This window comes from Hymenobacter lapidiphilus, from assembly GCF_013377885.1.
In the GTDB taxonomy this organism is placed as follows: domain Bacteria; phylum Bacteroidota; class Bacteroidia; order Cytophagales; family Hymenobacteraceae; genus Hymenobacter; species Hymenobacter lapidiphilus.
Map to the genome: position 1 here is coordinate 1 of NZ_JABKAU010000016.1, position 20,822 is coordinate 20,822.

Genomic DNA, 20,822 nt, shown 5'->3' on the forward strand with positions numbered 1-20,822 from the left:
ATAAAAAGGCCCCATACTCAGTTGAGTACGGGGCCTTCTTTCTGTTAAGACGTATTGTGATTTCTAAAGCGTCAGCTTGCTGCTTGTAGCTGGTGGCTTGCAGCTCACTCCTTAACTCAGTCGGGTTTCGTCGCGGTTGGGTTTGGTACCACTGTTAGAGGCGCCGGGGTTGGCAATCGAGTCGCGCATGTCAGTGTCCGACTGGATGTTGCGCATCTTGTAGTAGTCCATGATGCCGAGGTTGCCATTGCGGAACGCTTCGGCCATGGCCTTCGGAATCTCGGCTTCGGCTTCGACTACGCGGGCCTTGGCTTCCTGGGTTTTAGCGCGGTTTTCCTGCTCTACGGCTACGGCCATGGCGCGGCGCTCCTCCGCCTTGGCCTCGGCTACCTTCAGGTCGGCGGTGGCCTGGTCAATCTGCAGCTTGGCGCCAATGTTCTCTCCTATGTCAATGTCGGCAATGTCGATAGACAGGATTTCGAAGGCCGTACCCGCATCGAGACCCTTGCTGAGCACAAGCTTGGAGATTTTGTCGGGGTTTTCGAGCACTTCCTTGTGCGAGCGGGAGGAGCCGATGCTGGTTACGATGCCTTCGCCCACGCGGGCCAGAATGGTTTCCTCGCCGGCACCGCCCACGAGCTGGGCAATGTTGGCGCGCACCGTTACGCGGGCCTTGGCAATCAGCTGAATGCCATCCTGCGCCACGGCGGCCACATTGGGCGTGTTAATCACCTTGGGGTTCACGCTGGTGGTCACGGCCGCAAATACGTCGCGGCCAGCCAGGTCGATGGCAGTAGCCTGCTTGAAGGTGAGCGGAATGTTGGCCTTGTCGGCCGAAATGAGGGCTTTGATGACGCTGGGCACGTTGCCACCCGCCAGGTAGTGGGTCTCCAGGTCGTTGGCCGTGAGGGCCAGGCCAGCCTTGGTGGAGGTAATCATCGAGTTGACAATCAGGGACGGTGGCACCTTGCGTACCCGCATGAACGCCAGCTGTAGCAGGCTCACCCGCACCCCCGAGAACAGCGCCGTAATCCAGAGGCTGACCGGGAAAAAGTACAGGAACACCAACAGGATGATGCCGCCCACAATGAGCGGAATAAGAGGAAATTCATTCATAGGGAATAGGGAGTTGGTGAGGACGAAGTTGAGTGAGGGGTTGGTGTTCTGTTAGCCTGAGCAGAGCATCAACCGAAAATCAGGCTGTTTGGCGAACCACGATGCGGTTGTGCTCGATGCCAATGACCAGCACCTCAGAGTCTGCATCCACAAACTCGCCGCGGGTGGTTACCTCCCGACGGTCGTCGGCGAAGAGGGCGGTGCCAGCGGGGCGCAGGGCCGACAGGGTGCGGCCTACCGCCCCGGGCGCAACGTCGGCCTGGCGCACATCGAGCACGTGGCCGTGGTTTTGCTGCATTAGGGCCATTTTGTCGAGGTTGCGGGGCCGTAGCCCGATATACACCAGCGCCCCCACCAACACAGCCGAAGCCGAGAGCAGAATGTGGCCGGTGGCGCTGCCATAGTCGCGGTAGCTGAACCAGATGCCCACCGCCAGCAGTCCGAAGCCAACCAGGCCCACCACTGTAGTACCAGGGATGAAAATAATTTCGACCACCAGAAAGGCAAGGCCAAAAAGCAACAGCAGCGCAATTGTAAGCCAATCCATAGTGAGAAGGGGAAGATAGTTTGGTTGGGAAAAGATACGCAGAAACCCAACAGTAACTGCCGTAGTCGGCTCCGGCAACCCCGGCTGCGGGGCCGCGTTAAGCCAAGTATGAGTCGCGCATTTACCAAAGAGGACGATTCCCTCGAAGCCCCCATCATTCCGCCCCGGCCGGCCCTGCCGCCGGGCTCGGTCAATTATGTAACGCCTACCGGCCTCGAACAGCTGCGCCAGGAACTCACGGAGCTGGAAGCTGCCCGTACCGCCGCCGAGGCCAACCACGACAACGACGCCGACCGTACCCGCCGCCTTACACTGCTCAACGGCCAGCTCGCCGCCCTCTCCAACCGCCTGGCCAGCGCTAGGCTTGTTGACCCCGCCACCCAGCCCGCCGGCGAAGTCCGCTTCGGGGCCTGCGTAACGCTGCGCCCCACCGTTGGCAAAGCACCCGACCGCCGCTTCACCATCGTAGGGGTCGATGAGGCCAATGTAGCCGAGGGCAAAATTGCCTTCGTAGCCCCCATTGCCCGCGCTGTGCAGGGTGCCCGGCTCGGCCAGCGCATAACGCTGCAGCTGGGCCCCAAAAAGGAAGAAGTCGAGGTTATCAATATCGAGTACTGATTTCAATCTTGAGAAGATATTGAATGAAGCCCAAGTTGCGGAGGGCGCTGTATGGGCGGAGCTTGTCCCCGCCGTGCGCGCAGTTGCACCGACAATCGTTATAACGGCAGGCGGGGACAAGCCCCGCCCCTACGTCGTTCTGGCAACTTGGCTTTGTTACTTGGCAATAAACCAGAACAGGCCCACCAATTGGTGGGCCTGTTCTGGTTTCATCGTATTCAATCGACTACAAAATCCGTGGTCTAGTAAGCCCGGGCGAAATACGCGCGGCGCACCGATGGCTTGCCCGTTAGCATGCAGACACCGTCCTCGTCGGGCTCGTTGAGGGCCAGGCAGCGGATGGTGGCTTTGGTTTCCTCTTTGATGCGCTCCTCGGTTTCGGAAGTGCCATCGTAGTGGGCCAGCACGAAGCCGGCGGTAGTATCGAGCACCTGCTTGAACTCCTCGTAGCTCTCGACGCGGGTGGTGTGGGTTTCGCGGAAGCGCAGGGCCCGCTGGTAGATGTTCTGCTGAATATCGGCCAGCAGCTGGTCGACGCTGTTCACGATGTCGGCCAGCGGCAGGGTCATCTTCTCCTTGGTGTCGCGGCGGGCTACCTCTACGGTGCCGGCCTCCAGGTCGCGCAGGCCCACGGCAATGCGCACGGGCACGCCTTTCAGCTCCCACTCGGCAAATTTGAAGCCGGGGCGCTCGGTGTCGCGGTCGTCCACTTTCACCGAGATGCCGCGCGCAATCAGGCCCATCTGCATGGGCCGGATGCGCTCCATTACTTCCTCCAGCTGGCCGGATTTGTAAATGGGCACGATGACCACCTGAATGGGGGCCAGCTTAGGCGGCAGCACGAGGCCTTCGTCGTCGGAGTGCGCCATTACCAGTGCGCCCATCAGGCGGGTGCTCACGCCCCAGCTCGTGCCCCATACGTGTTCCAGGCCGCCTTCTTTGGTTTGGAACTGCACATCAAACGCCTTGGCGAAATTCTGGCCCAGGAAGTGCGAAGTGCCGGCCTGCAGAGCCTTACCGTCCTGCATCAGGCCCTCGATACAATACGTGTCCACGGCCCCGGCAAACCGCTCGTTTTCGGTTTTCACGCCTTTTACTACAGGTAGTGCCATCCACTCTTCGGCAAACTGGGCGTAAACATCCAGCATCTGGCGGGTTTCGGCTACGGCCTCGCCCTCGGTGGCGTGGGCCGTGTGGCCTTCCTGCCACAAAAACTCGGCGGTGCGCAGAAACAGGCGGGTGCGCATCTCCCAGCGCACCACGTTGGCCCACTGGTTGATGAGCAGCGGCAGGTCGCGGTAGCTCTGAATCCAGCCTTTATAGGTGCTCCAGATGATGGCCTCCGAGGTGGGGCGAACAATCAGTTCCTCTTCGAGTTTGGCGTTAGGGTCGACGCGCAGCTTACCGGGCCGGTCGGGGTCGTTCTGGAGGCGGTAGTGGGTTACCACGGCGCACTCTTTGGCGAAGCCCTCTGCGTTTTTCTCTTCTGCCTCGAACAGGCTTTTGGGCACGAAAAGCGGGAAATACGCGTTTTCATGGCCCGTGCGCTTGAACATATCGTCGAGCGTGCGCTGCATCTTCTCCCAGATGGCGTAGCCGTAGGGCTTGATAACCATGCAGCCGCGCACGGCCGAGTTCTCGGCCAACCCGGCCCGCTTTACCAGTTCGTTGTACCAGAGCGAATAGTCTTCGCTACGCTTGGGTAAACTTTTGCTCATATTTGGAAGTATCTTGAGAATAGGATGAAAAGTTCCAGTTTCTGGTACAAGATTTGTCCTAAGAAAAGGGCACCGTTTCGGGGCGAAATTACGTTATAAAATCCGGAGGAACTGGGCTTTGGCGGTCCTTCCGCCTCTGGCATTCAGTTTTCCTTCCTTGGCCAATCCATCTTTACGCGCAGGCATCATGAAAAAGCACCTCCCTTCTATCCTACCCGCCCTGGCCCTGCTTACGCTGGGAGGGTGTGCCGTATCTTCTAATCTGGCTACCACCGAAAACGACGGCATGTACTATTCGGCCTCGGACGATAAGGTAACGGCTTTGGCAGTGCCGGTAGCCCAAGCTGCTCCTGTTGGCGACCCCAACGATGTGGTTAACCCCGACTACAACGGCAGCGTTGCCAGAAGCGGCAGCGATGAGTATTACGATGAGGAGCGGTATGCTAATGTGCCGCAGCGCCAGAACAACTACCGCGGTGGCAGCCTAGGCTACTACAGCTTCCCCTACGCCGATCCTTACTATTATGGTGCATCGGCGTTCGGTTACTCGCCCTACTCGGCATTTGGCCACTCGCCTTATGCCTTTTACGACCCCTTCTACCGGCCTTTTTATGGTTACGGCGGGCTGACCATCAACATCGGCTTTGGCTTTGGCCAGCCCTATTACCGGCCCTTTGGCTATTCGCCCTATGGTTTCTACGACCCTTACTTTGCCTACGGCGGCTTCGGTGGGCTCTGGGGGAACCAGTTCGGATACGGCAATGGCTTCTATGGTAACGGCTTTTATAATAACGGCTTCTACAACAATGGCTACTGCGGCGTGGGCGTGGGCAATGACCGCCCGGTACGCAACGTAACTTACGGGCCACGCCGCTCGCGCACCGGTACCGGTGCTGGCCTGGCCAGTGGCTCTACCAGCACGGCCAGCAACGCTAGCCCCGGCCGCAGCCGGGTAGTACAGGAGGGCCGGTTTGCCACGCCGGGCAATAGCGGTACCACCGTGCCGGCTGGCCAATATAACGGCCGCAGCCGCGTGCGCGATGTAACGGCCGGTAATGGCAACAGCTCGGCAAGCGGGCAGCCCGCCACCACGTCGCAAACTGCCACGCGTAGTAGCCGCTACCGCGAAACCCAGCCAGTACAGGGCGCACCGACGATGGCAGGCCAGCCGGCGGGCACTACCCGTCGCTGGCGCGTGCTCGATAACTCGGCCCCCAATGGCGCACCGGCTTCGGGCAATGAGCGCACGACGCAAGGATCGGTCAGCCAGCCGGAGCGTGCGCGCCGCGCAACCTATTACAGCGGCGACAATGGCAGCAATTCGAGCTCGGGTACGGCGCAGCCCCAGCGCCAGCGCACCTACGAGCGTAGCTCGTCTCCCAGCCGCGCCTCCGAGCCTTCGCGCTCCTACTCGGAGCCCAGCCGCGCTTCTGAGCCCTCGCGCTCTTACTCAGAGCCTAGCCGCGCTTCCGAGCCTTCGCGCTCCTACTCAGAGCCTAGCCGTTCCTCCTCACCTGCGCAGAGCAGCGGGGGTGGTGATGGCGGCGGCCGCGGCCGGGTGCGCTAAGCCAGCCACTGACTCCGCTACCAGCCTGCATTATTTATCTGCCTGTTAGAAGCGGCCCGAACTTGTTTCGGGTCGCACTGGGCCATCATCTTCCTTTCTCCTATGAAAACCCTGAAATATGGGCTTGCTGTTGCCTTAATGGGCACAGCTAGCCACGCCTTTGCTCAGTATCAGCCCGATGCTTTGCGCTTTTCTCAGTCGCAGCCCGTGGGCACGGCCCGCACGTTGGGCATTGGCGGCGCCAGTGCCGCCGTAGGTGGAGACTTTGGCTCGGTGAGCGTGAACCCGGCCGGTTTGGGCATGTTTCAGCGCTCTGAGTTCAGCATTTCGCCGGGTTTCAGCTTACTCAGCAGTGATGCCAGCGCTTTTGGCACCACCAGCAACAACTCGCGTAGCAACCTGAACATAGCCAGCGCCGGACTAGTGCTAGCCCGCCGCCGGCCCGATGGCGACGGCAGCGCGTGGCGGGCCGGCTCGTTTGGTCTGGGCATTACGCGCACAGCCAGCTACAACCAGCTGTTTCGCTACAGTGGCCGCCCCGAGTTCAACCAAGACATTTTCCAGCGCCTGAGCCAGGACCAGCGAGCTGGGCTTGACGACCTGGCTTTCGATACGTACCTGACCGAGCGCGACGCGGATGGCACGTTTATTCCGGCAGACTTCTTTTTCACCGGCCGGCTCAACCAAGACGAAACGGTTCGTACCAGCGGTTCCACCACGCAGTTCGATTTGGCTTACGGGGCCAGCTACCTCGATAAGTTTTATGTCGGGGCCGGAATCGGCATTACCAGCGTACGCTACAACTCCGAGAACATTCTGACGGCTGATGCCGTGAATCCGAACGACCCGGAAAGTGCCTTCCAGTCGCTGACGCTGCGCGACGACATCCGGACGACCGGAGGGGGTATTAACTTCCGGCTGGGTGTTATTTACCGGCCCGTTGATATTCTGCGCATCGGGGCCTCGGTACAGACGCCAACCTATATGCAGCTAAGCGAAACGTACAATAGCTCGCTACAGGCCCAGTTCAACCGGCCCATCGTGATTGATGGTCAGTCGTACACGTCGGCCCGCTCGGCCCTCGACCCTAACTTGGCCGAATACGCGCTTGCCACACCTTTTAAGGCAACCGGTGGCGTGGCCGTAGTGCTTGGCAAGTATGGCTTCATCAGCGGCGACGTGGAATACCTGGACTACTCCTCGGCCCGGCTGCGCAACTACAATAACAACCAGTACAATTTCAGCGCCGACAACGACGACATCCAGAACCTGCAGCAAAGCGCCGTAAACCTGCGGGTGGGAGGCGAAGCCCGGTTTGATGTGCTGCGGGCCCGGCTGGGGGTGGCTTATTACGGCGACCCGTACCGGAACAGCGGCACCGACCAGAGCCGCATCTACGTGACCGGGGGCCTGGGACTGCGCCAGAACAACTTCTTCGTGGATGTGGCCGGCGTGTACGGCAAGGGCAACTCGCGCTACACTCCCTACACCCTACTCGACACTGACGGCCGCCCTTCAGCAGACGACACCCCGGTAGTGAAAGTAATTGACAAGCAGTTTACTACCACAGTTACGGCGGGTTTCCTGTTTTAACCAGACAGCACTACACGTATTGCTTTGGCCATCAACTAAAAAGCCCGGTTTCCCTTTGTGTGGAGGCCGGGCTTTTGCGTGGCTGGACGTGCCACGAATCGGGGTTATTTCCCTACCCGTACCTGCACCGTCAGCTGGCGCCGGTTGGTAGTGCCGATGCGCTGCACCCGCAGCAAGCCGGGCTTGCCTTCGGGCGTGAGGAAGGCCAACACCTGCCCCCGGCGCAACGGGCCGGTGGTAGTGGAACGGGCGAAACCTGTCCCGCTGTCGTAGGCAGAGCGGAGCAGCTGGGCCGTACCGGCATTCTGGAAGGCAGTGCTATCGAGGGAGGTGCTGCGGATTTGGGTGGCCCGGGGCTGGGGCCAGGTCAGTTTCAGCGACTCTTCGGTGGGCAGCGAGAGTACGGGGGCACTGATGGTATTATCGAACTGGTAGATGAGGTCGATGCGCTGCTGATTGGCGGGCAGGTTGCGCACCGAGAAGCCGGGCAGGGCTAGCCCCTCGCGCAGCGCCAGAAACCGGCGCGTATCGGGCACTCCCGCGCGCGGGGCGTCGAGCGTTACGGTGTAGCTATGGAACACTGCCAGCGAGTCGGCGCGGGGCAAATACAGGCGCAGGCTGCGGGCCCCTTTGTTTTCGGCATCGAAGACCTCGTAGCGCCAGGTTTCGGCGCCGGCGGTGCTACGGGTGGGCTGGGTACTCTGGAAAACCAGTTCCTTCAGCGAGGAAACCGTCGAATCGAGGTACACGATAGTTTCCGGATCCTCTTCTTCCCCAAGCAAGGAGTACGTGATTGGCTCGGGCTTGGGCTCGTAGGTTACCGTGATGAGCAGGCGTTGCAGGAGGTTGTTGCCCTCGGCCCGGGCATAGATGCGGGTGGTCACGGTATCGGCGGGCGTGGTGAGGCGGCGGGCGGTGGCGGTGAGGCGCGAGTCGGCCACGAACTGCACCCGGGGCCCCGAGCCGAGCCCTGGTTCGCAGGCGGCAAGCAGCCCCGGCAGCACCAGCAGAAGTATCGAGCGGAAGCGCATAGTTATTTGGAGCTTTTAGCTGACGACTGCTAACGGTCAGCTGTCAGAATAAGGGGTTGGACGCCGGCAGCTGCTACCTGCCGGCTGAAAGCCCGGAGGCCAACGGCCCACAAAGATACGCTGGGTGCAACCTTGCGGGTCGCATTGGCTACCTTAACGCCGGAAACTGACCGACATTTCATTTTACCTGCATGAACTTACGATTTCTGGGCCTCGCCCTGCTGCTGAACGCCGCCAGCCCCGTGCTGCTGCCCGCCACTGCCCCAACGGCCTACGCCCAGCAGAAGCAGAATATCACCCTCGAAGACATCTGGCAGAAAGGCACCTTCGCCGCCAAGTCGGTGGCCGGCTTCAACTGGATGAAGGACGGCCGCTACTACTCCTCGCTCAGCAAAGGCGACGTAGTACAGCACGACGTAACGACCGGCCTGCCCGTGCAGACGCTGGTAACAGGTGCCGACCTGAAGCTGCCCGGCCAGACCCAGGCGCTGCCCGTGGATGGCTACAGCTTCAATGCCGACGAGACCAAAATCATGCTCAGCACCGCCACTGAGCCGATTTACCGGCGCAGCAGCAAGTCATATTTTTTCGTGTACGACCGGGCCACCAAGCAGCTCGTGCCGCTGAGCGCGGGCGAAGGCAAGCAGCTGTACGCCACGTTTTCGCCCGATGGTAAGCGCGTGGCCTTCGTGCGCGACAACAACCTGTTTGTAACCGAGCTGGCCACGATGCGCGAAACCGCCGTGACGACGGACGGGGAGATGAACAAAATCATCAATGGCGGCACCGACTGGGTGTACGAGGAAGAGTTCGAGTTTGCCCAGGGCTTCCAATGGTCGCCCGACTCGCGGCAGGTGGCGTTTTACCGCTTCGATGAAACCGCGGTGCCCGAGTACAACATGCAGGCCTGGGGCCCGCTGTATCCGCAGGACAACAAGTTTAAGTACCCCAAGGCCGGCGAGAAGAATTCGACCGTGGGGGTGAGCGTGTACGATGTAGCCGGTGCCCAGACCGTGAAGATGGACGTGGGCCCGGAAACCGACCAGTACATTCCGCGCATCAACTGGACCAAGGTGCCCAACCTGCTCAGCATCCGGCGCATGAACCGGCTGCAGAACAAGCTGGAAATTTTGCACGCCGATGCCAAAACCGGCCAGTCGGCGGTGGTGCTGACCGACACCGACGCGGCCTACGTGGAAGTGAACGATGATTTGCGCTACCTCGAAGGTGGTAAGCAGTTCCTGTTCACGAGCGAGAAGGATGGCTACCGTCACCTCTACCTGTATGATATGAACGGCAAGCTGGCGCGCCAGCTGACCAAGGGCAACTGGGAAATTGCCAGCATTGAGGGCTTCAATGAGAAAAAGGGCGAGGTGTATTTCACGAGCACCGAGGAGTCGCCGCTGCAGCGCCACCTGTACCGCATCAACCTGAAGGGCAAGGGCAAAACCCGCCTGGGCGAGGCCGGCAACGGTGTGGATGCCGTGAATATCAGCCCCGACACCAAGTACTACCTCAACTACCACTCGCAGGCCGGCGACCCGACCGTGGTGAGCCTGCGCGACGGCCAGGACGGCAAGCTGGTGAAGGTGCTGGAAGACAATGCCGCCCTGCGCCAGAAGCTCACCGGCTACAACCTGGGCAAGCTGGAGTTCATGAACTTCAAGACGGCCGAGGGCGTGGAGCTGAACGCCTCGGTTATCAAGCCAGCCAACTTCGACCCGGCCAAAAAGTACCCCGTGCTGATGTACGTGTACGGCGGGCCCGGCTCGCAGACGGTGAAAGATGACGTGGGCGGAGGCATTGCCTTCACCAACTACCTCTGGCACCAACTGCTGGCCGAAAAGGGCTACATCATCGTGAGCGTGGACAACCGGGGCACGGGAGCCCGTGGTTCGGCGTTCAAGAAGAGCACCTACGCCAACCTGGGCAAGCTCGAAACCCAGGACCAGGCCGCCGCGGCCCGCTACTTCGCCACCCTGCCCTACGTGGACAAAACGCGCATGGGCATCTGGGGCTGGAGCTTCGGGGGCTACATGACGGCCCTGGCCCTGACCAAAAACGCCGACGTGTTCAAGATGGGTATTTCGGTGGCCCCGGTTACCAACTGGCGCTACTACGACACCGTGTACACCGAGCGGTTCCTGAAAACGCCCCAGGAAAACCCCGGCGGCTACGACGAAAACTCGCCCGTGAAGTTTGCCGATCAGCTGAAAGGCAAGCTGCTGCTGGTACACGGCACCGGCGACGACAACGTGCATTTCCAGAATTCGGTGGCCTTCGTGGATGCCATGGTACGGGCCGATAAGGACTTCCAGAGCCTGTATTACCCCAACCGCAACCACGGTATTTACGGCGGCAACACCCGCCTGCACCTGTACCGGCAGATGACCAACTTCGTGCTTCAGAACCTGTAGTAGCGCTGAATAGCTACCCCGAGGAGGTCGATGCAGGGGCGGGGCTTGTCCCCGCCCGCCGTCGGTGTCGTTGAACTGACTCGTTGAAACGGGGCGAACGGCGGGCGGGGACAAGCCCCGCCCCTACATCGACCTCCGCAACGTGGGTTTAGAAACTACCCCGGCACCAACTGCCGGGGTAGTGCGTTTAGGAGCCGGTGGACAGCACGACGGCGATAAACTAAATCGGGTTTGACTGCAAAAAATGGCGGAAAAATGCGAATTTCGGGCACCTTCCCTCCTCTTCCGCGTATTGCTGCCCATGTCCTTCCGCATACTACGCTGCCTTTTACTGCCGCTACTGGGTACCAGCCTGCTGGCCTGCCAGCCCGATACGCCTGCCGAAAAGCCCGCCACACCCGCTACCGCCCCCGCCCTGACCGACTCGCTGGACTACGATTCGCTCGATACGCCGCTGGCCGCCACACCTGTAAAGCGCGACTGGCACCGGGTAACGCAGCCTACCTCCAGGCGGGCCCCGCTGGTGGTATACCGCAGCTCGCGCCCCCCCCAGGACGAAACCCCGCCCCCACCCTCCGAGCCCCGCGTACAGGACCTGACCCTGCGACCCAGCGAGTATTTCCAGATTGACCCCACCAAGGCCGCCGAAGTGCGCGGCCGCGAAGGCACGGTGGTGCGGTTTCCGGCCGGGGCGCTGGTTGACGGCCGCCAGCACCCGGTTACCGGCACCGTGTGGGTAGAATTAAAAGAGTGTTACTCGGGTCCCTCGATGCTGCTATCGAACCTGCTGACCGAAACGGAATCGGGACGGGCGCTGGAACTGAGCGGAGCCGTGCTAGTGCGGGCCTCGGTCCAGGGCCGGCCGCTGGCACTGGCTACGGGGCGCAATTTTCAGCTGGAACTGAAGGGCCGGACCCACGACAGTCCCCTGTTTTATGGTCAGGGCGGCTCCGATGGCGTAGTGCGCTGGGCCGCCGGCGAGGCCACTGCTACCGCCCCCAGCCAAGTGCTGACAACAGCCCAGCGCATGCCGCGCTACGGCAACGACATTGCCGATTTCAACAAGCTGATTCGCTACCCGCGCCAGGCCCAGGAAAAACAGACCGAAGGCGTAGTTTTCGCCTCGTTTGTGGTAGATGAAAGCGGCCGGATACAGCAGCCGCGCATTTTGCGGGGCGTAGGCGACGGCTGCGACGAGGAAGTGCTGCGGGTGCTGCGCCAAACCTCGGGCCGCTGGACCCCGGGCCAGCAGGATGGCCGCTTCGTGAAGGTGAAAATGATGCTGCCCATCCGCTTCAAATTCCAGCCTGGCCAAGCCGTTCCTACCGACGTGGAACCGCCTACCACGTCCGACATAGCAGAGACTACCGACGAGCCGGCCGAAGAAGATACCGGACTGGCCGCTGCTCCCAACGCTCTACAGCCCAGCCGGCTGGGCTGGCTGGCGGCCGGCCGCGCCTGGGTTGGCAAGGCGGCCCCGCTATTCGTGCCGGCCTTCGCAGTAAATGATCAAACCGCTGTGCGCCTGCTGGTACCGGGCCGCCGGCTGGTGCTGGCGGCCACCCCACAACAGGGCGGCTACCAGTTCATGGCGGCCCCCACCGGGGCGACCGTAGTGGGTTTGCGCTACGAGAACGGGGCGCCCTTCCTGGCCCGCCAACCGACCCCGGCCGGGGCCCCGCCTGATACGTTGCGCTTTCAGGAGACTACCCTGGCCGAGCTGGAAACCATGCTGGCCAAGCTGAACTAGCTTCATCCAAGCTACGGAGGGCGGTGTAGGGGGGGCAAGCCCCGCCCGCAGTCAGAACGAAGCCTATTGAACATAATTAGCGCAAATCCTGGGTTGGTGTTCAACGCTGAGACGCGATGGGTCGCGTCGCTACCTACCGCATAGTGAGTGGAAAAAAGCGCTGGACGAAACTGTTCAACGGCGGGCGAGGACAACCGCAGGATAGCGAAGCTAAGCCCCGCTCCTACACCGCCCTCCGCAACCTGGGTAGGCTCCCTTTTTCGATTCCCGGAAAACTGGGTAGCCAGCCGCTGGCGAGCTTAGCGGCGCGGGCCGAGGCGCAGCGACAGGCAGGAGTCGGACTGTACCAGCACGGTTGTCTGGAAGCTTTGCTGCCAAGCCTGGGCGGCCTTCTGGCCACACACGGCTACTGTCTCGCCGGGTTGGGCCTCGTTGCGCTGCCAGGGGGCCAGCCGCCGTACGCGGTGGCCGTGCTGGTACTCGGCTGCCAGCCGATAGAACTCCGGTGCATCATTGAACGAGCCGTCGGTTCCGATGAGGTAGTCGCGGAGCTCGGGTAGCTGCTGCCACTGCTGCCGCAGGTGGTGGCCGTAGACCAGTTGGTGATTTTCGAACCGGACTTTGGAGAGCTGGCGCAGGTACTGCACTTGGTTCAGGTAGGGAAAAGCCACCAGGGCCAGCACTCCACCCAACCGGGCCGCGTAGCCTAACCGCCGGCTAGTAGCAGCCTGCACCAACCTGAAAACTTCGGTGAGGCCCGCCGCCGCCAGCAGGGCCAGCAGCGGGTACGCCGGCGCATCGTACCACGCCAGCTTGGTTTGCGAGAGCGAAAGCACCAGATAGAACGAGCCGGCCACTGCCGCCAGCACCCGGCTCAGCCACCACGCCCGGCTACCGCGCGGCAGCCACCACCCCAGCCCCACGCCGACCAGGGCCGGCAGCAGCCAGAGCGCAAACTTGCCACCGGCCAGCAGATCGAAGTAATAGCTGAACGGCTCGTAATGGCCCTCCAGCTGCTGGCCAGCCGGCCCGCCCACCTCGTACTGCCACACAGCCGCCAGATACCCCGGAGCCGCCGCTTCGCGCACAGTGTACCAGATGGCGGCCACCATAAGCACCAGCGCGGCCGCGAGCCAAGGCGCGGGGCGCCGCAACCGGTGGCCACTGCCCGTGAGGGCCAGGGCCAGCAGCAGCCCGGGGCCGAACATGGCCCCGGCAATGCCTTTGGTTAGTACCGCTGCCGCGAAGCTGCCGCCTGTAGCCCAGGCCCAGCGTGCCCGGCCCGTGCGCAGGTAAGCCAGCCAGCTTACCACTCCCACGGTCGTGGTCAGGGTCAGCAGCGCATCGAAATCGGCGGTGCGGGCCACATGGAAAGTTACGTAGCCAGGGCTGGTGAGCAGTACCAAGCCGGCCAGCAGACCCGCCAGATGGCTGCGCAGCCAGTGGGTAGCCGTGGCGTACACCACGCCAACGGTGGCCAGCGCCGCCAGGGCAGCGGGTAACCGCAGGCCCAGTTCGGTGGGCCCCAGCAGCCGGATACTGGTAGCCAGCAGCCAGGTCCAGAGCGGAGGCTTGCTGTTCCAGAGGTCGGGCTCACCCATATAGCGCACTATCAGCCAGTCGTGGTGAACAAGGATACCCAGCCCATCGAGGGCCGTGCGCGCCTCATCCCACTGCTGCACCGGAAAGGAGGTGAGCTGCCAGAACAAAGGGAAATAGGCCAGCAGCAAAAGAAACAGGAGCGGGGCGTAGCGCTGCCAGGGACGAAGCGAGGAAGAAGCAGGAGAAAGCACCGGGAAATATAAGCGTAAATACCACCCGAATTCACCAGGCCACCCAGGAAAACTGGGCTTTTATGCTTCCTCTGACACGATGTAGAGGGGCCGCTGGCGCACATTGGCCGAGAGTCGCGAAATATATTCTCCGATAATACCTACGGAAATCAACTGGACGCCGCCCAAAAACAGGATGCTCACCATCAGCGAGGCCCAGCCCGGCTGATAATCGTGGCTGAACAAGCGGGCGTAGAGTGTGTAGAGCATCACCACAAAGGCCAGGCCCGATACCACGAAACCGCTGACGGTGGCCATTTTCAGGGGCACGTCGGAGAAGGCCGTGATGCCGTCAAGGGCCAGGCGCAGCATTTTGCGGTAGGTATAGCCAGTGGCCCCGCCGGCCCGCTCAGCCCGGTCGTACTCTAGGTAGGTCTGGCGGTAACCGATCCACGAAATCTGGCCCCGGATAAACTTGTTCTGCTCCGGCATCTGACGCAGCGCCTCCACCACCTTGCGCGATACCACCCGGAAGTCGCCGGTATCGACGGGGATAGAGATGTTAGTGATGCTGGCCAGCAGCCGGTAGAACAGCCGGGCCGTGAGCTTTTTGGCGGCACTTTCGCCCTGGCGGGAGCGGCGGCGGGCGTATACCACCTCGTATCCCTCAGTCAGTTTCTGGTACAGGGCCGGAATCAGCTCGGGCGGATCCTGCAGGTCGGCATCAATGATAACCACGGCCTCCCCGGTAGTCCGGTCGAGGCCGGCCGTCACGGCAATCTGGTGGCCGAAGTTGCGGCTGAAATCTACGTAGCGCACCCGCTCGTCGCGGGCCGCCAAGTTCTGAATCAGGATCAGAGACTTATCGCGCGAGCCGTCGTTGATGAAGATAAACTCATAGCTGCCGGGCAGCGCCATCGGGTCTAGCACTCCGCACAGCCGCTCGTAGAGGGCCGGAATGTTGGCCTCCTCGTTGTATATGGGGATGATGACGGATAAATCCACGGCGAAAAGAAGCGGGAGGCAAACGAAAAGACGAAGCAGCTAGGGGCCGGGCTTGCAAGCCAGCGCGAACACACTCACCCCAACCGGCAGATTGAGGTGGCGCAACAGACGGTTTTCGAATTTCACCCAGTTAGTGAGCAGCGCGTTGAGGGGCCGGGGCAGATAGTGCAGGTCGCCGGTACCTTCAGGCAGGCTGGCCGCTCCAACCGTCCCGGCAGCCGTTAGCCGCCGGCCCAGGCGCAGGGCGGCTGTAGGAAAATACAGGGCCGCGTTCCAGAACGAGCTGCGCTGCACCTGGAAGCCGGCGTGCTTCATGGCGGCCACCAGGCCCTGCCGCGAATAACGCCTGAAATGATGATTGACCACATCGTGCTGGCTCCAGAGGTAGGCGTGTGCCGGCACAAAGACAATCAGCCGCCCTTCGGGCTTGAGCACCCGGCTCCATTCGTGCAGGGCAGTACCTTCGCTTTCGATGTGCTCCAGCACGTCGGAGGCAACCACCAGGTCGAAGCGGGCATCAGCAAACGTGAGGGCGGCCCCGTCCATCACGCTGGTATGTGGAATGCCACGCGTTTGGGCCAGCGCCACGGCCACTTCGCTCACGTCGATGCCCGTAACGTCGGTGTAGCCGGCCGCCCGCAGACGCTGCATGAGCGGGCCGCCCGAGCAGCCGATTTCCAAAATAGCCGCCGTAGAGGGAAGTTGCAAGCTCTTTATGAGGTCATATACCGCGTCGCGCCGGCTGGCAAACCACCAGTGCTGTTCTTCTAATTGATGGTATTTATCCTCGTATCGCAGATCCATAGTGCACAAAACTACTATAAATAACGGTAACCTTAATGGCTAAACCAGGGCTGGCTAATAGCCCGCAATCGGGGCTGCAGGCTGTTGTTTAGGGCCGGGATGGGAGTAACAGCACGGTCTGGCCATACTCGCCCTCGTGCAGCAGCGTGGTCTGGAACGCGGAATCCAGGCGGGCCCTGTACAGCGGGTCCGAGAAAACAACTACCGTTTCGGGGACCAGGCTCCGGACGGCCGCAATAGGCCGCGACTCCAGGCGCACGTTGCGCTGCCCATAGGCGTAGCGGTACCAGTTGAGCGAGGCATTGTAGCCACCTTCGTAGAGCAACATTAATTGCTGATACTGCGGTTGGTCGCGATATAGCTCGTGCAGGTAGGCTCCCAGCCGGGCATCGGGGGTTAGCCGGGCCGCGTTGTGGCGCTCGGCAATCAGGCCCTCCAGCGTGGCCTTATACGGTAGAGCACCCAGCAGCAGCACGGCCCCGGTAGCCAGCAACCCGGCTGGCCCGGACCCGAGCGGCAGGTACCGGATGGCCATTCGCAGGCCCAACACCAGCCCAAGACCCACCAGCAGGGCCAGCGCCGGGTAAATGGGGGCATCGTACCATTCCAGTTTGGCAGTAGAAAAACTGATGATCGTAAGCCAGATAATGGCAAAAAGCGTGAGCAGCAGCCCTACCCAGCGCAGGGCTGCTTGCCGGCTCAGCCCGATGAGTAGCAGGGCGGGTGGCAACAGGTAAATCCAGGGCTGAAAATTAGCCTTCCACATACTTGTCAGGTAGGCATCCCAGGGAGCCTGCAGGTTGATAAAGTCGTTGTAAGTGGCTGGGTCGGCGGGAGCGGCCCCCAGGAACCGGCCGGCCAAATCGTTGAACAGCACGGCTTGCCAGTAGCCGGGGGCCGCCTGTTCGCGCAGCAATACGAAGCCCGCGATGCTGGCCACCGCCAGCAGGGCCAGCCCGTACAGCAGCGGCTGGCGCAGCAGCCACCCCAGACGGCCCCGCAGCAGGGCATAGAGCAGTAGCGACGGTAGCCCCAGCAGGCCCGCCACACTTTTCGTGAACACGCCGGCCGTGATGGCCAGTGCCACCCAGTACAGCTGCCGGACTTGCCGGCGCTCAAGGCAGCGGTAGAATGAGGTCAGCAGCAGTACTTGCCAGAACACCAGCAGCGCGTCGTAGTCGCCGGTACGGGCCACGTGTAGGCGCAGGTAACCCGCGCTGGTTGCCAGTACCAGGGCCGCCACTAGGCCCGCTAGGGGCTGCCGGAGCGTGCGGGCCGCAAACCAGTACACCAGCGCCACCGTGCCCAGGGTAGCCAGAGCGGTAGGCAACCGAATAGCCCACTCAGAATAGCCCAGCAGCCGCAGACTAAGCACTTGCAGCCAAATCAGCAGCGGGGGCTTGGTGTTCCAGGAGTCAGGCTTGCCCTCGAACCGCGTTACCAGCCAGTTACCCGACTGATCCATTTCGGCCGAATTAACGGCCACCCGTGACTCATCCCAGAGCTGAATGGGGTTGCGACCTAACTCAAAAAGCAGCAGCAGGCCCGCCAGGCCCATCGCCAGCAGAAACAATGCATTTTCGGGTTGCCGGACCCAAGCCCAAACTGTCCGACGCACCCCAGCCAGCAAATGGCCGGTGCCCTGGGCTTGTGGGGACACGCCAGTCGGGGAGGTGGAAAGAGTTGATTTCATGCGATAGAAACTGGGTAGAGTAAAATAAAGCAGCGGGTCGGGCCGCTACCGGAGCGGATAGCCGTTAAGAACCGTCGTTTTATCGGGCAACTGCCAGTACACGTCGGTGTCGGCCGGGCGGATGAGCAGGTCGTCGGCCAACAGGTCTTTGCTGTCGTAGAGCACTTCGAGCCGCGTAACGCCGGGCCCCACCCGAATGGGCGCTACCAGCCGGGCCCATTCGCCTTGCACTTCTTTCACTGCCCGGCCATCAGCCACCTGGTGGTCGACCTGGTTCGTGCCCGCGTACTGCTTCACCTGCAGGTTGCCCATACCGTAAGCGGTTTGCGCGTTTATCCACACACTGACTTCGTAGCGACCCGTATCGGCCGGAGCAGGCAAAGGGCCGTCGTAGAGGATACTGAACACGGCGCGGGGCTCGTGGAAAGCGCCCGGAGCCAGGCGCCCCCGGCCGTCGGTGGCCTGGCTGAATGGCTGGTACAGCACGCCCTTGGCAGTGGTAGCCCGCAACCCGTTGGGGCGGGGAGCAAGCGTAGGCCAGAGGCGGGTAAAGCGTTGCTTTTCCGCTGCTACAGTAGTCCGTTCCAGGCTGTCGAGCGACAACTCGTAGAGCCGGCCCTCGGGCGCATCGACCAGCAGATGGCTTAGCTGCACCAGGCGCTGCTCGGCCGACGAAAGCCAGGGCGACGTAACGACCAGCAAAATGGGTTTGCGCGAAGGAAATGACTGGATGAGCGGCTTGCGAATGAGTGGGCTGCTGAGCAGCTGCACGTGGCGCAGCACCTGCGTGATGGAGGGCCGCGACACGTAGCTCGACAGCTCGGGCAGGCCGGTGGTTACGGCCAGCCGGTGGGCCTGAAACATGGCGTCACCCGAGCCATCGAGATCAATTCGGTCGCTTCCCTTATTGAAGTAGGGCAGCGGCAGAATGGCCTGGAAGTCGCCAGGATGGCGGTTGGCCCAACTCAGGCGGCCCGTCAGCCCCTCATTCTCATTGAAAAAATCTTCGGCCCCCTTGCCTTGCAGCACCTGCGCGGCTTTGGTGCCCACGTTGGTCCAAGCTTCGGCGGCCCAGAACAGCAGCGCCAGTGGCAGCCACAGGCGCTGCAGCACCGATTGGCCCCGTTGCCGCTGCCCCTCCCAGAGCTGCCACAGACACCAAGCCGCGAAGGTCGTAGCCGTGTAATAGAACGGCCAGGCAAAGCGGCCCAGGGCCCTAAACTGCTTCAAAGGTCCCAGGTAATCCACCATCCACTCCATGCCTGGAAAAACCATGGGCCAGCCAAATGAGACGAGTAGCAGCAGCGTACCGGCCCCCAGCCCCACCGCCAGTGGGGCCGGCATACCCGTTGGCAACAGCCCTCCCGAAGAGCGCCGCAGCAGCCGGACCAGCACCAGCACACCCACGCTCAATAGCACCAGCCCGGTTATCAGACCCACGTAGGCCATAGCCTCGTAGGCCGGAGCGTCGTAGCCGGTGAGCTGCTGCACGAACTGCTGGCCCGGCCCTATGCCCGGTGTAAACACGCCTTGCAGGTTCGAAACGTATATCAGCAGGCCGTAGGGGTTGGGGGGACGGTCGGTTGCCGGGTCGGTGAGCCAGAGCCAGCCGCGGGTAAGCACCAGTGGCACCAGGGCCGCCACCGCCATGCGCCAGATGAGGCCCCAGTCGCGGGGGCGGCGCAAAGCCAGCACCAGCGCGTGCAACAGCAGCAAAATGCAGCCGCAGGCCAAAAAGTACAGCATGATAAGGCCCATGAGCGTGGCCAGCGTACCAAACAGCACATACCAGCGGGCCCGCCGGGGCTGCTCCTGCATTCGGATGATGCAGTACCAGAGCAGAGGCACGAAACAGGCATAGCTTAGCGACATATGGTCGCCGAGGCGCTGTACCTGGGGGGCCAGAAACCCGATGAGCAGGCCCATGAGCACGGCGTAGCCCACCGGCAGCCCGAAACGGCGCAGAATGGCGTATATGATGGGAGGCGTGAGGGCCAGCCCGGCCAGCGCCGCTATGTTGGTAATGGTAATAGTATTAACGCCCGCCGGCAAGCCCAGGCGCTCGGCCAGATGGATGCCCCAGGCAATGAGCGGCTGCAGGTTGGGGTAGTTGAAGTTTTCGCCCACCGGATAGTTCATACCCGAGAAGTGCTGCCCGCCGTTGTAAAGCGCGTAGTAGGCCGTAGCGAAATAGCTCTGAATACCGTCGCCGCCAGGCTGGAAGAAGTAGTTTCCTGGATGCAGCATAGCCGGCCCAAAAGCCAGGGCCATTGCAGCCAGCGTCAGCAGCAGCACGCAGATACCACCCCAGGCAGAGCGCGTTAGTAGATTGAAAAGCATAGACGAGGATAGCTGTGAAAACCGGAGTCTGGTAGGCCGGCTCAACGCTGAAAAGCAAGATGGAAGCGGGTAAAATTAGCGGGTCTGGGCCAGACCCCGGCCAGACCCGCGCCGCCATTGCGGCCGTACTCAGCAGGGGCTGGCCGAGGCAGCAAACTGAGAAGATCTGCTTAGGACCGGCAATTTACCTTTTCTATCTTCGCGGCGCTTTCTTCTCACCTCCATTTTTTGGCCTGCCATGCGCCTATTGCCCTTCTTCACTCTCCTCTTGACTGCCGCCGCCACGAGCCTGCTGGCTGGCTGCTCGAACTCAGACACCACGACATACGGGGAGAACGTTATCGCGCGCAATGATTTTGAGGCGCTGGAAGGTTGGATTCCTGCCGCGCCTTCGTTAACGACGGTCAAGGCCCATTCTGGCCGCTATTCGATCAAAGTTGATAACGGCGTAGAATACGCGTTGGGCTACATTTCCCCATTGGCCAAGGTCAGCGCGACCCGTCTGAAAAAGCTGGATGTAAGTGCTTGGGCCATGATTATGGACAAAGACGCAACTGCCAGCCTGGTAGTGGAAGTGCGTAACCCGGCCGACGATACGCAACGCATTTTTTGGGAGGCGCTCGACATCGGCAAGGAGGTAAAGGCCGTTAATAAGTGGGTAGAAGTGAAGAGGACCTTCATTCTGCCCGAAACTATTGAGCCCACCTATGAGCTGCGCGTATATATGTGGCGGGGTGGAGCCTCGGCTCCGGTTTTCCTAGACGACATCATAATCGCCCGCGGCGAGTAAGGGGTGGGGTGAGCCATTGGCTGGCGGCTTTTCTCAACGCTAATCGGCTACTGCGGATTTA

At 61.7% G+C, this 20,822-nt stretch carries 15 protein-coding genes; 6 read left to right on the forward strand and 9 right to left on the reverse strand.

Annotated elements, in window-relative coordinates; all coding sequences use genetic code 11:
• Positions 1 to 111 precede the first annotated feature (111 nt).
• Both floA and HW554_RS10250 read right to left on the reverse strand, forming a co-directional pair.
• Positions 112 to 1,116: a flotillin-like protein FloA gene (floA, locus tag HW554_RS10245; RefSeq protein ID WP_176908493.1), complete on the reverse strand. Its 1,005-nt coding sequence runs from the start codon at positions 1,114 to 1,116 to the stop codon at positions 112 to 114.
• 79 nt (positions 1,117 to 1,195) lie between these two features.
• Positions 1,196 to 1,663: an NfeD family protein gene (locus HW554_RS10250; RefSeq protein WP_176908494.1), complete on the reverse strand. Its 468-nt coding sequence runs from the start codon at positions 1,661 to 1,663 to the stop codon at positions 1,196 to 1,198.
• 108 nt (positions 1,664 to 1,771) lie between these two features.
• Here HW554_RS10250 and HW554_RS10255 point away from each other — a divergent pair, with 108 nt between their 5' ends.
• Complete coding sequence (locus HW554_RS10255; RefSeq protein ID WP_176908495.1) at positions 1,772 to 2,281, forward strand: GreA/GreB family elongation factor; 510 nt, start codon at positions 1,772 to 1,774, stop codon at positions 2,279 to 2,281.
• 242 nt (positions 2,282 to 2,523) lie between these two features.
• On the opposite strand, the gene proS is transcribed toward HW554_RS10255, so the two are convergent.
• The gene (proS, locus tag HW554_RS10260; RefSeq protein WP_176908496.1) at positions 2,524 to 3,999 is read right to left on the reverse strand and encodes a proline--tRNA ligase; all 1,476 of its coding nucleotides are present in this window, start codon (positions 3,997 to 3,999) and stop codon (positions 2,524 to 2,526) included.
• Between the two features lie 187 nt (positions 4,000 to 4,186).
• Here proS and HW554_RS10265 point away from each other — a divergent pair, with 187 nt between their 5' ends.
• Positions 4,187 to 5,566 (forward strand): hypothetical protein, encoded by a 1,380-nt coding sequence (locus HW554_RS10265; protein ID WP_176908497.1) that lies wholly within the window; start codon positions 4,187 to 4,189, stop codon positions 5,564 to 5,566.
• 183 nt (positions 5,567 to 5,749) lie between these two features.
• The gene (locus HW554_RS10270) at positions 5,750 to 7,159 is read left to right on the forward strand and encodes an OmpP1/FadL family transporter (RefSeq protein ID WP_176908498.1); all 1,410 of its coding nucleotides are present in this window, start codon (positions 5,750 to 5,752) and stop codon (positions 7,157 to 7,159) included.
• A gap of 104 nt (positions 7,160 to 7,263) precedes the next feature.
• Here HW554_RS10270 and HW554_RS10275 read toward each other — a convergent pair whose 3' ends face one another.
• A complete protein-coding gene (locus HW554_RS10275; protein ID WP_176908499.1) occupies positions 7,264 to 8,190 on the reverse strand; it encodes a hypothetical protein in 927 nt (308 codons plus the stop codon).
• Positions 8,191 to 8,381: 191 nt separating this feature from the next.
• Here HW554_RS10275 and HW554_RS10280 point away from each other — a divergent pair, with 191 nt between their 5' ends.
• Positions 8,382 to 10,607 (forward strand): S9 family peptidase, encoded by a 2,226-nt coding sequence (locus HW554_RS10280; protein ID WP_176908500.1) that lies wholly within the window; start codon positions 8,382 to 8,384, stop codon positions 10,605 to 10,607.
• Positions 10,608 to 10,908: 301 nt separating this feature from the next.
• Positions 10,909 to 12,357: an energy transducer TonB gene (locus tag HW554_RS10285; RefSeq protein WP_176908501.1), complete on the forward strand. Its 1,449-nt coding sequence runs from the start codon at positions 10,909 to 10,911 to the stop codon at positions 12,355 to 12,357.
• A gap of 299 nt (positions 12,358 to 12,656) precedes the next feature.
• On the opposite strand, the gene HW554_RS10290 is transcribed toward HW554_RS10285, so the two are convergent.
• The 5 genes from HW554_RS10290 to HW554_RS10310 form a co-directional block, all read right to left on the reverse strand.
• Positions 12,657 to 14,150: an ArnT family glycosyltransferase gene (locus HW554_RS10290; RefSeq protein WP_176908502.1), complete on the reverse strand. Its 1,494-nt coding sequence runs from the start codon at positions 14,148 to 14,150 to the stop codon at positions 12,657 to 12,659.
• Between the two features lie 60 nt (positions 14,151 to 14,210).
• On the reverse strand, positions 14,211 to 15,134 hold the full coding sequence (locus HW554_RS10295; protein ID WP_176908503.1) for a glycosyltransferase family 2 protein: 924 nt from the start codon (positions 15,132 to 15,134) through the stop codon (positions 14,211 to 14,213).
• A gap of 39 nt (positions 15,135 to 15,173) precedes the next feature.
• Positions 15,174 to 15,938: a class I SAM-dependent methyltransferase gene (locus HW554_RS10300; protein WP_176908504.1), complete on the reverse strand. Its 765-nt coding sequence runs from the start codon at positions 15,936 to 15,938 to the stop codon at positions 15,174 to 15,176.
• 88 nt (positions 15,939 to 16,026) lie between these two features.
• A complete protein-coding gene (locus tag HW554_RS10305; protein ID WP_176908505.1) occupies positions 16,027 to 17,631 on the reverse strand; it encodes an ArnT family glycosyltransferase in 1,605 nt (534 codons plus the stop codon).
• Positions 17,632 to 17,676: 45 nt separating this feature from the next.
• Positions 17,677 to 19,971: a hypothetical protein gene (locus tag HW554_RS10310; protein WP_176908506.1), complete on the reverse strand. Its 2,295-nt coding sequence runs from the start codon at positions 19,969 to 19,971 to the stop codon at positions 17,677 to 17,679.
• 238 nt (positions 19,972 to 20,209) lie between these two features.
• Between HW554_RS10310 and HW554_RS10315 the strand changes: the two genes are divergently transcribed.
• The gene (locus tag HW554_RS10315; protein WP_176908507.1) at positions 20,210 to 20,761 is read left to right on the forward strand and encodes a carbohydrate binding domain-containing protein; all 552 of its coding nucleotides are present in this window, start codon (positions 20,210 to 20,212) and stop codon (positions 20,759 to 20,761) included.
• The last annotated feature ends 61 nt before the right edge of the window (positions 20,762 to 20,822 follow it).